The sequence below is a fragment of the Mycolicibacter heraklionensis genome, from assembly GCF_001021505.1.
GTDB classification, from domain to species: Bacteria; Actinomycetota; Actinomycetes; order Mycobacteriales; family Mycobacteriaceae; genus Mycobacterium; species Mycobacterium heraklionense.
Window position 1 is genome coordinate 1 of the sequence record NZ_LDPO01000024.1, and the last position, 14,492, is coordinate 14,492.

Here is a 14,492-nt window from a genome sequence, read left to right on the forward strand (position 1 = left end):
TCTAGGACGGCCACGCGCGCTTTGGACATGACCCATGACTGTCACCTATGACGCGACTCAGCAGCCACCGATGCAGGTGTCACCCATGTCGCGACTCATCTGTCACCTATGTCGTGAACTCACACACCCCCTCGGACACAGTGTGATGAGTCGGGTCATGGGTTACACCTGCGTCGCGTCATCGGTTACAGATTTGTTCCCAGCCGGGTTAGCACAACTCCGGCAGCTATCGGGTGCGCAGCTATTGAAAGCGTGCCGTCAGCGGCATCAGAAGCCGGTGGTAATTGGACGGTGCAATGCGGACGATCAGGTCGAGGACTCTCGCGTCTGGTCCGACCAATACGCGGGCCTTGCGCTTGCGTACCGCTTTCAGGATGATGCGCGCGGCGCGTTCAGGCCCCGTGATCGCGATCTTGTCAAAAGCCTGCACCGTCTTCGTCTTATCGACACCCTCTGCTGTGGTCGCATTGCGGGCAACGGCAGTTTTGACGTATCCGGGATGCACCACCGTGACCGCCACCGGATGGTGTGCCAACAGCATTTCCTGCCGCAGCGCCTCCGTGAAGCCGCGAACCGCGAATTTCGCCGAAGTGTAAGCCGCTTGGCCTGGTACCCCGGCCAAACCGAACATGCTCGACATGTTGATGACGTGGCCGTCGCCGGAAGCGATGAGGTGAGGAATGAATGCTTTGGTGCCGTTCACGACGCCCCAATAGTCAACGTCCATCACCCGCTCGACATCCTTGAACTGGCTGATTTCAATGTCACCAAGGAACGCGATGCCAGCAATGTTGTAAATCTGGTTAACAGCACCAAAGTGATCTGCAACGGAATCGGCATATGCCGCGATCGCGTCGCGCTCGGTCACATCAATTCTTTCCGCACGTACCGGGCTGCCGATTCGCCGTAAAAGTTCCTCAGTGTGCGCGAGTCCATCGGCGTCCACGTCGCTGATGGCCAGCTTCGCGCCCGAGCGGGCCAGTTCAATGGCGAGCGCCTGTCCGATACCCGAACCTGCGCCGGTCACGGCAGCGACTTTCCCGGCGAAACCGTCCACGAATAACCTCCGCAAAGGCCATATCCCCTGGAGCGAGTGTGGCAGCGAGGCAACTGCCTTGTCTGGTGATTCGGCCGATATGCGCGCGTTCACCATCGCATCGCATGCCCCAACCGTCGTAGGCTCGATGGGGAGATGACTCGTTCAGGCGCGTACCTTCGCCAGCCGGCGCCACGCTCCTTCCACGACCGCCGTGACGCCGGCCGGGCCTTGGCCGAGCTGCTGACGGCTTACCTAGCCGACTACCTGCCCGGTGTAGCGGGCGCCCAGGGCGTGGTGGTGCTGGGATTGGCCCGCGGCGGCGTGCCGGTCGCCTGGGAGGTCGCCGCCGCCCTGCGGGCGCCGTTGGACGTGTTCCTTGTCCGCAAGCTCGGTGTGCCGCAGCAACCCGAGCTGGCGATGGGTGCGCTGGCCGGCGGCCACGTGGTGATGAACGACGAAGTGGTTCGCAGCCTGGGTATCAGCGACGACGTGGTGCAGTCGGTGATCGAGCGCGAGAAGACCGAGTTGCGCCGCCGCGAACGTGCCTACCGCGGGGACCGGCCGCCGGCCGACCTGCGCGGCCGGGTGGTGATCTTGGTCGACGACGGTATCGCCACCGGAGCGAGTGTGCTGGCGGCCGTGCGGGCGGTCCAGGCGGCCGAACCGGCGTCGATCATCGTCGCCGTGCCGGTGGCGCCACGCTCGGCGTGCCGCAAGATCGCCCAGGAAGCCGACGACATCGTCTGCGTCACGAACCCCGAGGCATTCGATGCCGTAGGGCAGGCCTACCGCGACTTTCACCAGACCGACGACGACGAAGTCCGCGACCTACTGGCCACACCGACTACGGGCCGAGCGGCAGGCTAATCGGCCGGGTGGGCGGCCGGCTCGTCGGCGGGCTCTTCCGTCGCCTCGGCGTCGAAGTCCACCTCGTCAACCGCGTCGGAGCTCTCGATGTCAGCACTGTCGTCATCGTCGGCGGGAACCTCGGACTCATCGACAGCGTCCCCGGCATCCAAGGGGGCCTCGACCGCTGGAGCGTTCGCGCGCCGCTCCCGCAACGCGTCCACGATCAGCAGCAGCACGCCCAGCACGCTCGCGCCGATGCAGACCCAGGCGACCAGCGCATTGCTGGTGACGACGGCGAACACCAACGCGGCAAGGCCGATTACCGCCAATACCAATGCGATGACCAGCATCTCATCACCTCCAGTCCGACGGGCGAACTACTCGACTCCGACGGTCAGTTGGTGCCGCGGTTGAAATGGTTGAACCCGCCGCCGTCGCCGGAGGCACTGCTGTCGACCGGTGCCGCCGAGCCCCGCTGGCCCAACTCCTCGAGCTGGGATTCCAGATACGTCTTGAGCCGGGTGCGGTACTCGCGCTCGAAGGTGCGCAGTTGTTCGAGGCGACCTTCCAGCACGGTGCGCTGCTGGTTGATCGTGCCCATGATCTCGGAGTGCTTGCGCTCCGCGTCGGCCTGCAGCGCGTCGGCCTTCTCCTGAGCCTGGCGCAGCTGGGTCTCCGAACGGGTCTGGGCGTCTGCCAGCATGGCGTCGGCCCGCTGACGGGCTTCGGCGACCGTCGTCTCGGCGGTCTGCCGCGCCTCGCTGAGGATCTGGTCGGCGTTGGCGCGGGCGTCGGCCATCAGCTTCTCCGACTCGGCCCGGGCGGTGCTGGTCAACCGGTCCGCGGTGTCCTGGGCCAGGCTCAGCACGCGGGCCGCCTTGAGGTGCTGCTCCTCGGAAGTCACTTCGGCCGCCGGCGGGGCCACCACGGGCTGCGGCGGGGCGACCGGTTCAGGGCTGGGCTCGTACACCGGGATAGAGGGAATCGGCTGCGCGCCGCCACCGGCACGGGCCGCGGCCAGATCCTGGTCGAGCTCGCTGACCCGCTGACGCAGGTCGGCGTTCTCCTCGATGAGACGAGTCAGCTCGGTCTCCACCAAGTCAAGGAAGGCGTCGACCTCGTCCTCGTTGTAGCCGCGCTTCCCAATCGGCGGTTTGCTGAACGCGACATTATGTACGTCGGCCGGTGTTAGTGGCATCGTCTGCCCCCTCGAGTCAGGTAGTAGGTAGCGCCGATCGGGCACGGGTTAGGTCGACCTGGAAAACGCTCGCCGTGTGTAACTGCCGTCCATCCTGTCACATCCGCCGCTGCGCTCGGCAATGTGAACGATATTAAGAGTGAATTTCAAATTGCTGCCACAGAAATCACGCTTTGGCAAACGGACGCTCTGAGGGCGATCGGCGATCCCGGCCGGTGAGCAGCGCCGCCGGACCACCGTGTCCGGGCCAAAGCCCCGGGACCAGGGGCTCGGCCGCCGGCGACAGCGGGCGGACGGTTCTGCCAATCCGACCGCCGGCAGCAAAGTGCTTAGGTATCCAGCCAGCGAAATGTGATCTATTTCGCTGCGCCGCGAAACGTGTCGCCAGCCGATCCCGGGCGCCCCACCCGGCCCGCGGGGGTACCGGTCCGGCCCGCTCCGCCGTATTATTCACAATCGCGACCCGTAAATATTCATGGCGGGGTCGAACCGTGCGGGACCGACCGGAGGGACACTCGGGAATGACAACGAATGACGTGGTCATGGCGACCAGCGCAGCGGACTCGGCAGCCGTCGATGACATCCGATCCCGCTACGCCGAACTGCTCGGCCGCCAGGCTGCGTTGGGTGCAGCGGCATTCGCCGCGCTGGGCGCGACCGGCCCGGCATTCGACGAGGCCCACCATGCAGTGCAGGCGTTCATCGACCAGGCGGTGCGGCCCCAATTGCGCGCCGCGGTGCAGTTGATCTTCCCCGCCTCGGCCGGTGTCGAGCGCGCCCGGCTGCTGGTCGAAGGCCTGCTCGGTGACACCCAGCTGATCGAGCAGACGGCGGCACGCATCGCCCACGCAACCGACCGGGTTCAGGTCGTCGCGCACGTGGAGGCGCTGCGCGTACTCGTGGAGGCACTGCTGGGTAAGGTCGCCGACCTGCTGCTGCCCGCGCTCGCCCAGGACAGCGGCGTCTCGCTGGCCGAGCTGGCTGCCCAACTTCCCGCGGCCACAGCCGGCTCCGCTCCAGCCGCCCAGCCGGCCCCGCAGGCCCACGGACACGACGGCCACGCCGGGTGCGGGTGCGGCGAGGAAGACGACGAGATGCCCGAACTGGACGTACGAGAGGTTCCGCACGCCATCAGGCATGCGACGGTGTTCGGTGCCTTCGACGCGGTTCCGGTGGGCGGATCGATGCTGCTGGTGGCGCCGCACGACCCGATTCCGCTGCTGCGTCAGCTCGCGGAGCGCAGCGGTGGCCGCCTGGCGGTCGGCTACGAGGAACGCGGACCGGAGGCCTGGCGGTTGCGCCTGACCCGGGTCTGAGTCCGAGTCACGCGGCGTGCTGCAGGGCCAGTTCCATGCCGACGAACGCGATCAGCAGCAGCACCATGATCGAGAGGTCGATGCGCACCGCCCCGATGGTCAGCTGCGGTATGAGGCGTCGCAGCAGCTTCACCGGCGGATCGGTGATGCTCATGATCAGCTCCAGGATCACCACCGTGGCCCCCCGCGGGTGCCAGTCACGGCTGAACGAGCGGATGAACTCGATGACGATTCGGGCGATCAGCAACAGCCAGAAAACAAATAGCGCGATACCGAGAATCGTGAAGAACAGCGCCAACGGAATGCGACCTTACTGACGAGGGTGGGCCCGCATCAGCAGTGCTGACCGGCTCGACTGCCCTCCCAGACTACCGATAAGCGTAGAAGCCGGTCTCGGCGATGCGGCGGCGCTCCTCCGGAGACACGTCGACGTCGGCCGGGGACAGCAGAAACACCTTGGTCGCGACCTTGTCGAAAGAGCCGCGCAGGGCGAAGGCGAGTCCAGCCGCGAAGTCGACCAGCCGCTTGGCGTCGGCGTTGTCCATCGACACCAAGTCCATGATGACCGGGGTGCCGTCGCGGAACCGCTCGCCGATGGTGCGGGCCTCGCTGTAGTCCTTGGGCCGCAGCGTGGTGATCTTCGACAGTGGGCTGCTCTCGTCGAACATCATCGCCATCCGCCGCGGCTCCATCGCCAAGGCGCCGCGGGTCGAGCCCCGCAGCGAGGAAAACCGGCGCTCGAAGTCACGGGGACGGTCGAACTCACGCGTGCGGTAGCGAGGGTCGCGGACATCGTCGTCGTAGCCGCCCCGGTAGCCGGCGGGCGCGTCGTCGTAGTCCCGGTCCTCGAAGCGGTCGTCGTAACGGCTCTCGGAGCGGCCGCCGACCCGGTCGAAAACATCCTCTCCGAACCGCTCCGCCCGAGGTGCGTAGTCACGCGAGCCGGCGCGGTCATCGCCGTCCTCGTAGTAGTCGTCGTCGTAGTCCTCCATAGGAGCCATCCCGAAGTAGGCCTTGACCTTGTGGAGTGTGCTCATCCCTGGACCCTTCTAGGCTGATGACTGTGATGAAGGTGTGACTGAAGTGACTAATAACGGTGACGGTAACGGCAGCGAGCGCGTTGGCGCGGCACCGACACGCGGACAGCTCCCACCGTTTTCACTCACCCCCTCCAGCGACCTCTACCGCGGACTCATTCCAGCCACACCAGGGACGCCAGCCGGCCGGTGAGCCCGTCGCGACGGTGACTGAAAAGTTTCGGGTCCGCCGCCGTACAACGCGGGTCCGCGTCGATCGCGGTGACGCCCAATCCCCGTAGTTGACGGGCGATTCCAGCCCGCAGGTCCAGCCCGACAGTGCCGGCCGACGTGACGGTGCGACTGCCGGGCAAGGCCGCCTCGACCTCGTCGGCCATCTCGGCGGGCACCTCGTAGTGCAGTCCACTCACCGCCGGGCCCAGCAAAACCGAAACGTCGCTCGCGCGCGCTCCTGCCGTCAGCATTGCCTCCAGCGCGCGAGCGACCACACCGTGCTGCGCGCCGACCCGGCCGGCATGGACCGCGGCGACCACTCCCGCCCGCGCGTCGGCCATCAGCACCGGAACGCAGTCGGCGGTCACCACCACCATCGCCAGCCGGGGCACGGTGGTGACCAGGGCATCGGTGGCGTCGATCGGGGTGTCACGCGGCCCGTCGACGACCACCACGTGATCGCCGTGGACCTGGTTCATCCACACCAGCCGGTCGGGACCAAGGCCGGTGGCCTTGGCCAGCCGCGCGCGGTTGGCAGCCACCGCGACCGGGTCGTCGCCGACATGATCGCCGAGGTTGAAGCTGTCGAACGGAGCCGCCGACACGCCGCCGGAGCGGGTGGTCGTCACCCGCCGGACGCGAAAACTCACCGACCCGGGGCCCAAACGCTAGTGCCGCATGAACGGCGGGACGTCGACGTCGTCGTCATCGCTGCCGTCATCGCCATTGCGCCCACCGACACTGACCGTCGCACCGTTGGTGGGAGCCGGCACACTGACCGCGTCCACCGGGTCGAACAGCGACGTGGTGACCTTGCCGGCCTGTCCGGACGCCATCGCGTGCCGGGCCTGACCAGCCGTGCCGGTCACCGGCTTGCGGCCGGAGCCTGCCGAGTCGAAGCCGGCCGCGATCACCGTCACCCGCACCTCGTCGCCGAGGGAGTCGTCGATCACGGTGCCGAAGATGATGTTGGCCTCGGGGTGCGCGGCGTCCTGAACCAGCGATGCCGCCTCGTTGATCTCGAACAACCCCAGGTCGCTGCCACCGGCGACCGACATCAGCACGCCCTGGGCGCCCTCCATCGAGGCTTCCAGCAGCGGCGAGTTGATCGCGATCTCGGCGGCCTTGAGCGCCCGGCCGTCGCCACGGGCCGATCCGATGCCCATCAGCGCGGTGCCGGCGCCGCTCATGATGCCCTTGACGTCGGCGAAGTCGACGTTGATCAGGCCGGGGGTGGTGATCAGGTCGGTGATGCCCTGGACACCGTTGAGCAGCACCTCGTCGGCGCTGCGGAACGCGTCCATCAGCGAGACCTGGGCGTCGCCCATCTGCAGCAGTCGGTCGTTGGGGATCACGATCAGGGTGTCGCAGCTCTCCCGCAGCGCGCCGATGCCGTTCTCGGCCTGATTGCTGCGCCGCTTGCCCTCGAAGGAGAACGGCCGGGTGACCACGCCGACGGTCAGTGCGCCGAGCTTGCGCGCGATGGTCGCGACCACCGGTGCACCGCCGGTGCCGGTGCCGCCGCCCTCCCCGGCGGTGACGAATACCATGTCGGCGCCGCGCAGCAGCTCCTCGATCTCGTCCTTGGCGTCCTCGGCGGCGCGGCGGCCCACTTCGGGGTCGGCGCCGGCGCCGAGGCCGCGGGTGGAGTCACGGCCGACGTCGAGCTTGACGTCGGCGTCGCTCATCAGCAATGCCTGCGCGTCGGTGTTGATCGCGATGAACTCAACGCCCTTGAGGCCCTGCTCGATCATCCGGTTGACGGCATTGACGCCGCCACCACCGATGCCCACGACTTTGATGACGGCCAGATAGTTGTGCGGTGGGGTCATCGTTCGTCTTCCTCCCTGGTGGGATTGGAGTCCTCTCTGGGGCCGGGCCTGGCGCGGAACTCCCCGATCTGCCTGTACCAAACCCTGCCAAACCCTCAACCTCAACCAAAGGCTTAGAGTTATGTCAAGTTGTTCCGCGCAACCGCCACAGTAGGGCCGCCCCGGCCGTCATCGGCGCCGACGCGCCGAGACACGCCCCGCGAATTTTCCTGTAGGGCGGGGTCTTCCCGCTGCCCCTTTCGCCGAGTGTGAACCTGGCGACGGGATTTCCGCGTGTCGTGCAGCCGGATTCACACTCGGCGGGGACGACGGGTCGTTCGGCGGCGCTAGCGGACGGTGGGCAGATCCGGGCTCGACACGTCATAGGTGTGGCCGGGCTGGGTCAACAACGCGGCCAGCTTCTGCGCCTTCTCCGCGGTGCGGTCGGTATTGCCCCACACCACCACCCGTCCGTCGGCCAGCGTCAAGGTGATCGACGCCACCGACGGGGCGGCCACCCGACTGATCTGCCCGGCTACCTCGGGCGCCAGCGAGGTCATCACCTGCAGGGCGGCCAGGGACGACGGGTCCGCCGGGCCGGGATTCTCCACATCGAAGAACGGCAGCATCCTCGGCGGCGCCCCCGTCGCGAAATCGACACCGTCCCGGTCGAACAGGTGCGGGCCGTCCGGAAAGTCCTTGTAGACCACCGGGACCCGCTCGACCACCGCGATCCCCAACACCGAAGGATACTGGCGCTGCACCCGCGTGCTGGCCACCCGTCGGATCGTCGCGACCCGATCGGCCACACTGCCGGTGTCAATCTGCAGCAACGGCGTACCGAGCCCCACCCGCGCCACATCCAGCACTTCCTCACGGGTCACCGCTGCGATCCCGGTGACCTCGATCTCGCGCACCGACATCAGCGGTGTGAAGTACAAGATGAGCCCGAGCCCGACGATCAGCACCGCCGTCAGGAAGACCGCCAGCGCCATCTTCAGGCCTCGGATGGTTCCGCGGGGAACACCTTTGGCCGGTTCGGCGGAACCGGCGCGCAGTTTCCGCTTGGCCTCCCGGCGGGCCTGTTCGATCGCCTCGGCGCGCGCCTGCGCGGCACGCCGCTCCGCGCGTTCGCGGCGGGCCCGGCGTCGCGGCCCCTCCTCCTCGGCGGGCTCGTCGGCGGCTGCGGCGTCCTGGTCGTCCGTGGCGGCGTCGCCTTCCGGGGCCTCCGGTGCGGCCGCGGCAGCGCTGGTCTCGGCGGCTTCCGTTACGTCGCTTTCGGGGGCGTCCGCGACGTCCTCCGGTTCATCCGGTGGCACATCGGAGGTTTCGGGCGGCATGGTCACAGCGCGCCCGGGCGGCCGGGAGGGGTCCGATCGGACCGCGCCCGCAGCGCGGTGACGATCTCCGGGCCCAACACGGTCACGTCGCCGGCGCCCATGGTGACGATCACGTCACCGGGGCCGGCCGCCGCGGCCACCGCCTCGGGCACCGCCGAGAAATCGGGCAGGTAATGCACCGGCACGCTGACGTGCTCGGCAACAGTGGCGCCGCTCACCCCGGGCAACGGCTGCTCGCGCGCACCGTAGACGTCCAGGACGAAAACCTCGTCGGCGCCGTCCAGTGACCGGCCGAACTCGGTGGCGAATTCCTTTGTCCGCGAGTACAGATGCGGTTGGAACACCACCAGGCTGCGCCCGGTTCCCCGCTCGTCCAGCAGAGCTCGGACCGCGGTCAGCGTCGCGGCGATCTCGGTGGGATGGTGCGCGTAGTCGTCGAAGACCCGCACCGACCCCGCGCCGCCTGCCGAGCCGACCAGCTCAAATCGGCGGCGCACCCCGTCGAACCCGGCCAGGCCGTCGAGCACCGCATCCAGCGGCGCACCGACCTCGACCGCCGCCAGCAGCGCGCCGAGCGCATTGAGAGCCATGTGCCGTCCGGGCACCGCCAGTCGCATCGCCCTGCGCTCACCCGTTCCGGCCAGCGTGATCTCGGCGACCGCGCCGGTGCCCTGCTGCTCCCAGCTGACCAGCTCGCCGTCGAGCGCCGCCCGCCCGGGGCGTTCGGTGCCGTAGCGCAGTACCCGGATGCCCTGCGCCGCAGTGCGGTCGGCCAGCTCGGCGGCGCCCGGGTCATCGACGCACACCACCACTGCCCCACCGGGCGCGATGCGCTCGACGAACGCGTCGAACACCCGCGTGTAGGCCTCGGCGCTGCCGAAGAAGTCGAGGTGGTCCGCCTCGATGTTGGTCACCACCGCGACGTTGGGGGTGTACTCCAACAGCGAGCCGTCGCTCTCGTCGGCCTCGGCGACGAACAGCGGACCGCTGCCATGATGGGCGTTGGTCCCGGCTTCTGAACCGGCAGAGCCCAATTCGCCGCCGACCGCAAACGACGGATCCAGCCCACAGTGCTGCAATGCGACCACCAGCATCGAGGTCGTGGTCGTCTTGCCGTGGGTGCCGGTGACCATCAGCGTGGTGCGCCCGGCCATCAGCTTCGCCAGCACCGCCGGCCGCAACACCACCGGGATACCGCGACGACGGGCCTCGACGAGTTCGGGATTGGTCTTGGGGATCGCCGCGTGGGTGGTGACCACCGTGGTGACCCCGCCCGGCAGCAGGTCCAGGGCCGTTGCGTCGTGACCGATGCGGACCTGCGCGCCCCGGGCCCGCAGCGCGTGAATCCCTCGGGACTCCTTGGCATCCGAGCCCGAGACGAGGCCTCCGCGGTCCAGCAGGATGCGGGCGATGCCGGACATGCCCGCTCCGCCGATGCCGACCATGTGTACCCGGCTCAGTTCCGGCGGCAGTTGGTCGGAGCTCATGCCGCTCACCGGCCGTCCCTCGCTGCGCTCGCGACATCCAGCGCGACGGAAGCCACCCGTCGCGCCGCCTGCGGGTGCCCGGCCAGGACCGCGGCACTGGTCATCGCGGCCAGCCGCGCTGTGTCGGTGAGCAGCCCGGCGACGGTGTCGGCCACGAAATCCGGAGTCAGCGACGCATCGTCGACCAAGATGCCGCCTCCGGCGTTGACCACCGGAAGTGCGTTGAGGCGCTGTTCGCCGTTGCCGATCGGCAGCGGCACATACACCGCGGGCAGCCCGACCGCCGACACTTCGGCAACCGTCATCGCCCCGGAACGGCAGATCGCCAGGTCCGCGGCCGCATACGCCAGGTCCATCCGGTCCAGGTAGGGCACCGCGACGTACGGCGGATCACCCGGCTCGGCTTCCGGCAGGTCCAGGGTGTTCTTCGGTCCGTGCGCGTGCAGCACCGAAACGCCGGCGGCGGCAAGATGTTTGGCTGCTCCCGCCACGGCCCGGTTGATCGATTGGGCGCCCTGCGATCCGCCGAACACCAGCAGCACCCGGGCGTCGTCGGCGAAGCCGAACTCGGCGCGGGCCGCCGCCCGCAGCGCGGCCCGGTCCAAAGTGGTGATCGCCGCCCGGACCGGCACCCCGACCACCTCGGGATGGGCCAGACCGCAGTCCGGAACTGCCGACAGCACCCGCTGCGCGCCCCGGGCGCCGACCCGGTTGGCCAGGCCGGCACGTGCGTTGGCCTCGTGGATCACCACCGGCACCCGCTTCGCGCCGAGACCGCGCGCGGCCAGATACGCCGGCAGCGCCACATAGCCGCCGAAACCGATCACCACGTCGGCCTGCACGTCGCGCAGCACCGCCCGGGCCTCCCGCACAGCACGCAGCACCCGCAGCGGTAGCCGGACGAGGTCGGCGTTGATCTTGCGGGGCAACGGCACCGGAGTGATCAGCTCCAGGTCGTAACCGCGGGCCGGCACCAGCCGGGTCTCCAGACCGCGGGCGGTGCCCAACGCGGTGATCCGGACGTCGGCGTCCAGGGCGCGGAGCGCGTCGGCGACCGCCATCGCAGGCTCGACATGGCCGGCAGTACCCCCGCCGGCGAGGACTACCGATAACGACGCGCCGCGGTCCGATGAGATGACCGAGTCGTTCACTCCCCTATCGCTGACCTTCCAATGCGCGTACGCGTCCGCCAGTCGGACGCGCCCCGGCATGACGCCGGCCGCCTCCATTTTGCCCTGCGCGCCCGGCGCCTCGACTCGCTGCCCGGGCCGGCGCCTGCGCGGCGGCGCGCTGCCGGCCCGAGCGGGCCGGCGTGCGTCCGGTCGTTCGCGGCCGTGCCGCCGGCTGCGGACGCGACCGCAGCCGGTCGCGCAGCGCCTCGAGACGGGTCGGCGAGTACGGCTCGGGCAGCGGCAGCCGCAGGATCCGGTTCATCCGGTCGTCCTGGCCGGCCCGCAGCGCGGCCACCGCCTCGGGTTCGTGCCGGGCCGCGTTGGCCATGATGCCGATCATGAACAGCGTTGTCGCCGTGGAGGTTCCGCCCGCCGATATCAGCGGTAGCTGAATTCCGGTGACGGGCAGCAGCCCGATCACATAGCCGACGTTGATGAACGACTGCCCGATAACCCACATCGTGGTGGCGGCGGTCAGCAGCCGCAGGAACGGGTCCGCGGAGCGCTTCGCGATCCGCATGCCGGTGTAGGCGAACAGCCCGAACAGCGCCAGCAGCCCGAACCCGCCGATGAAGCCGAGCTCCTCGCCGATGATCGCGAAGATGAAGTCATTGTGCGCGTTGGGCAGGTAGTTCCACTTCGCGGTTCCCTGGCCCAGGCCGTCGCCGAAGATACCGCCGTTGGCCAGCGCGAATTTCGCCTGGCGTGCCTGATAGCCGGCGTTCTGCGGGTCCGCGTCGGGGTCCAGCCAGGACCGCACCCGGTCGGAGCGGTAGCCCTCCGAGATGGCGAGGATCGCAGCGGCCGACACCACCGAGAACAGCGAGCTGGTGAACACCTTCAGCGGCAGACCGGCGTACCACAGCAGCGCCAGCAGGATGATGCCCAGCGAGACCGTCTGCCCCAGGTCAGGCTGGGCGACGATCAGCGCCAGCGCCACCACCGCGGCCGGCACCAGCGGGACCAGCATCTCGCGCAGCGTCGCCCGCTCCATGCGGCGGCTCGCCAGCAGGTGTGCGCCCCAGATGGCGAACGCGATCTTGGCCAGCTCGGACGGTTGCATAGAAAAGCCGGCGATGACAAACCAGCCGCGGGATCCGTTGGACAGCGTGCCGATGCCCGGGATGAGCACCAGCACCAGCAACACGATGGTGAAGGCGAAACCAGGAAAAGCCATCCGGCGCATGAACCGAACCGGCATCCGCAACGCGATGTAGCAACCGAACAGCCCGATCACCGTCCACAGCACCTGCTTGCCGAAGATCCGCCAGGCGGACCCGTCGGTGCCGTAGGACTCCACGCCGGAGGCGGACAGCACCATGATCAGGCCGAGCGTGGTCAGCAGCGCGGCCACGGCCACGATCAGGTGGAACGACGTCATCGGCCGGCCCAGCCAGGCCCCGAACCGGGTGCGCGGCTCGGTCTTGGCGGGCTTGTCCGCAGTTTGGTCGGAGGAGGCGGCAGCGGCTTCTGGGGCCCCGGCATCCCGTCGCAGCCGGGCCAGGATCCCGATCACACCGATCCTGCCGCGGAACGCGCAGCGGCGGCGAACGCGTCGCCCCGGGCGCCGTAGCCGGAGAACTGGTCGAAGGATGCCCCCGCCGGGGCCAGCAGCACCGTGTCACCGGGCCGGGCCAGGTCGCGGGCGGCGGCCACCACCGCTGTCATCACCCGTGAGCCCAGCGTCTCATCAGACCCATCAGCTACTCGCCTCACATGAGTAACTGGAGACACAGCAGTATCACCCATATCACTATCCTCGCCCGTCACAACGTGGACGACGGGGACATCCGGTGCGTGTCGTGATAACGCCTTGGCAACCTCGCCGCGATCGCGGCCGATCAACACGGCCCCGCCCAGGTGGCCAGCGATTCTGGCAACCGTCGGCTCGATCGCGGCGCCCTTGAGCAGTCCGCCGGCCACCCAGATCACCCGCGGGTGGGCCAGCACCGACGCCTCGGCCGCGTGCGGGTTGGTGGCCTTGGAATCGTCGACGTAGCGGATGCCGCCGTCGACGACGACCAGTTCGGCGCGATGCCGTCCGACCTCAAACGAGGCCAACGCCGCCGCGATCGCCGCCGGGGGCACGTCCACACTGCGGGCCAGCGCGGCGGCCGCCAGCGCGTCCAGGATCCCGACCGGGCCCGGCACCGGTATCGACGCCGCCGGGGCCAGCGCCACCTGGTCAGCGAAGGCGCGATCGATCAGCATGCCGTCGAGCACGCCGAGCTCGCCGGGTGCCGGTTCGCCGAGCCGGAAGCCCACCTTGACCGGGGCGGGCGCCGCACCCAGCAGCGCCGCGGCAGGCCCGTCGTCCATGCCGACCACCGCCACCCGGCCGGCCAGCGCGCGGGCCTTGTCGGCGGTGTAGGCGGCCATGCTGCCGTGCCAGTCCAGGTGGTCCTCGGCGATGTTGAGCACCGCGCCGGCCTCCGGGCGCAGCGACGGGGCCCAGTGCAGCTGGAAGCTGGACAGCTCCACGGCCAGCAGTTCGGATTCATGCGGCGGTCCCAGCTTCCGCTCTCCTCCGTCGAGCCTCGCTGAACCGCCGGCGGGCTCGCCCAGCACGTCCAGAACCGGACTGCCGATGTTGCCGCACAACTGGGCACGCCGGCCCGCGGCGACCAGCATGGCGTGCAGCATCGAGGTGGTGGTGGTCTTGCCGTTGGTGCCGGTCACCACCAGCCAGCGCCGCGGCGGCCCGTAGTGGCCCGCGACGTCGAGGCGCCAGGCCAGCTCCACGTCACCCCAGATCGGCACGCCGGCCGCTGCGGCGGAGGCCAGCACCGGTGTGTCCGGGCCGAATCCGGGACTGGTCACCACCAGCGCGTAGCCGCCGATCTGCGCCGCGGCCTGGGCCGGGGTGCAGGTGGTGACCTCGGGGTGGGCTTGCAGCGCGGTCGCGTTGTCGTCGCACAGCGTCACGTCCAGCCCGAACGGCGCCAAGGCGTTCAGCACCGCCCGCCCGGTGACCCCGGCCCCGGCGACCAGCACCCGCGCCCCCGGAGACAGCGGGGCCAACCCGGTCAC

14 protein-coding genes are annotated in these 14,492 nt (G+C 69.3%); 2 read left to right on the forward strand and 12 right to left on the reverse strand.

Annotation, left to right across the window (positions count from 1 at the left end; all coding sequences use genetic code 11):
• Positions 1-241 precede the first annotated feature (241 nt).
• The gene (locus ABW16_RS20420; RefSeq protein ID WP_047321026.1) at positions 242-1,057 is read right to left on the reverse strand and encodes an SDR family NAD(P)-dependent oxidoreductase; all 816 of its coding nucleotides are present in this window, start codon (positions 1,055-1,057) and stop codon (positions 242-244) included.
• A gap of 135 nt (positions 1,058-1,192) precedes the next feature.
• Here ABW16_RS20420 and ABW16_RS20425 point away from each other — a divergent pair, with 135 nt between their 5' ends.
• Positions 1,193-1,906 (forward strand): phosphoribosyltransferase, encoded by a 714-nt coding sequence (locus ABW16_RS20425; protein ID WP_047321027.1) that lies wholly within the window; start codon positions 1,193-1,195, stop codon positions 1,904-1,906.
• Here ABW16_RS20425 and ABW16_RS20430 read toward each other — a convergent pair.
• Both ABW16_RS20430 and wag31 read right to left on the reverse strand, forming a co-directional pair.
• Complete coding sequence (locus ABW16_RS20430) at positions 1,903-2,238, reverse strand: hypothetical protein (protein WP_047321028.1); 336 nt, start codon at positions 2,236-2,238, stop codon at positions 1,903-1,905. The two genes, ABW16_RS20425 and ABW16_RS20430, sit on opposite strands and share 4 nt — an antisense overlap.
• 44 nt (positions 2,239-2,282) lie before the next feature.
• Positions 2,283-3,086, reverse strand: a complete 804-nt coding sequence (wag31, locus tag ABW16_RS20435; RefSeq protein ID WP_047321029.1) for a DivIVA-like cell division protein Wag31 — start codon at positions 3,084-3,086, stop codon at positions 2,283-2,285.
• A gap of 521 nt (positions 3,087-3,607) precedes the next feature.
• On the opposite strand from wag31, the gene ABW16_RS20440 reads away from it, so the two are divergent.
• Positions 3,608-4,402 carry a DUF2249 domain-containing protein gene (locus tag ABW16_RS20440; RefSeq protein ID WP_047321030.1) on the forward strand — a complete coding sequence of 265 codons (795 nt, stop codon included), beginning with the start codon at positions 3,608-3,610 and terminating at the stop codon, positions 4,400-4,402.
• A 7-nt stretch (positions 4,403-4,409) separates the two neighbouring features.
• Here the strand turns inward: ABW16_RS20440 and ABW16_RS20445 are convergent, their stop codons facing one another.
• The 9 genes from ABW16_RS20445 to murD form a co-directional block, all read right to left on the reverse strand.
• Positions 4,410-4,700, reverse strand: coding sequence for a YggT family protein (locus tag ABW16_RS20445; RefSeq protein WP_019735026.1), 291 nt, complete (start codon positions 4,698-4,700; stop codon positions 4,410-4,412).
• 70 nt (positions 4,701-4,770) lie between these two features.
• Complete coding sequence (locus ABW16_RS20450; protein WP_047321031.1) at positions 4,771-5,439, reverse strand: cell division protein SepF; 669 nt, start codon at positions 5,437-5,439, stop codon at positions 4,771-4,773.
• A 155-nt stretch (positions 5,440-5,594) separates the two neighbouring features.
• Positions 5,595-6,302: a peptidoglycan editing factor PgeF gene (pgeF, locus tag ABW16_RS20455; RefSeq protein WP_047321078.1), complete on the reverse strand. Its 708-nt coding sequence runs from the start codon at positions 6,300-6,302 to the stop codon at positions 5,595-5,597.
• 18 nt (positions 6,303-6,320) lie between these two features.
• Positions 6,321-7,484 carry a cell division protein FtsZ gene (ftsZ, locus tag ABW16_RS20460; RefSeq protein ID WP_047321032.1) on the reverse strand — a complete coding sequence of 388 codons (1,164 nt, stop codon included), beginning with the start codon at positions 7,482-7,484 and terminating at the stop codon, positions 6,321-6,323.
• Positions 7,485-7,810: 326 nt separating this feature from the next.
• Positions 7,811-8,803, reverse strand: coding sequence for a cell division protein FtsQ/DivIB (locus ABW16_RS20465; RefSeq protein WP_047321079.1), 993 nt, complete (start codon positions 8,801-8,803; stop codon positions 7,811-7,813).
• A gap of 2 nt (positions 8,804-8,805) precedes the next feature.
• Positions 8,806-10,290: a UDP-N-acetylmuramate--L-alanine ligase gene (gene murC, locus ABW16_RS20470; protein ID WP_047321033.1), complete on the reverse strand. Its 1,485-nt coding sequence runs from the start codon at positions 10,288-10,290 to the stop codon at positions 8,806-8,808.
• A 5-nt stretch (positions 10,291-10,295) separates the two neighbouring features.
• Positions 10,296-11,441: an undecaprenyldiphospho-muramoylpentapeptide beta-N-acetylglucosaminyltransferase gene (murG, locus tag ABW16_RS20475; protein ID WP_047321034.1), complete on the reverse strand. Its 1,146-nt coding sequence runs from the start codon at positions 11,439-11,441 to the stop codon at positions 10,296-10,298.
• A gap of 4 nt (positions 11,442-11,445) precedes the next feature.
• On the reverse strand, positions 11,446-12,978 hold the full coding sequence (gene ftsW, locus ABW16_RS20480; protein ID WP_047321035.1) for a putative lipid II flippase FtsW: 1,533 nt from the start codon (positions 12,976-12,978) through the stop codon (positions 11,446-11,448).
• Entirely contained in the window at positions 12,975-14,492 is a 1,518-nt protein-coding gene (gene murD, locus ABW16_RS20485) for a UDP-N-acetylmuramoyl-L-alanine--D-glutamate ligase (protein ID WP_233424829.1), read from the reverse strand. The genes ftsW and murD overlap by 4 nt, the downstream gene beginning before the upstream one ends.

Coding starts and splice junctions, on each gene's coding strand:
- ABW16_RS20425 (WP_047321027.1), top strand. CDS start 1,193: ATGACTCGTTCAGGCGCGTACCTTCGCCAGCCGGCGCCACGCTCCTTC.
- ABW16_RS20430 (WP_047321028.1), bottom strand. CDS start 2,238: ATGCTGGTCATCGCATTGGTATTGGCGGTAATCGGCCTTGCCGCGTTG.
- wag31 (WP_047321029.1), bottom strand. CDS start 3,086: ATGCCACTAACACCGGCCGACGTACATAATGTCGCGTTCAGCAAACCG.
- ABW16_RS20440 (WP_047321030.1), top strand. CDS start 3,608: ATGACAACGAATGACGTGGTCATGGCGACCAGCGCAGCGGACTCGGCA.
- ABW16_RS20450 (WP_047321031.1), bottom strand. CDS start 5,439: ATGAGCACACTCCACAAGGTCAAGGCCTACTTCGGGATGGCTCCTATG.
- ftsZ (WP_047321032.1), bottom strand. CDS start 7,484: ATGACCCCACCGCACAACTATCTGGCCGTCATCAAAGTCGTGGGCATC.
- ABW16_RS20465 (WP_047321079.1), bottom strand. CDS start 8,803: ATGCCGCCCGAAACCTCCGATGTGCCACCGGATGAACCGGAGGACGTC.
- murC (WP_047321033.1), bottom strand. CDS start 10,290: ATGAGCTCCGACCAACTGCCGCCGGAACTGAGCCGGGTACACATGGTC.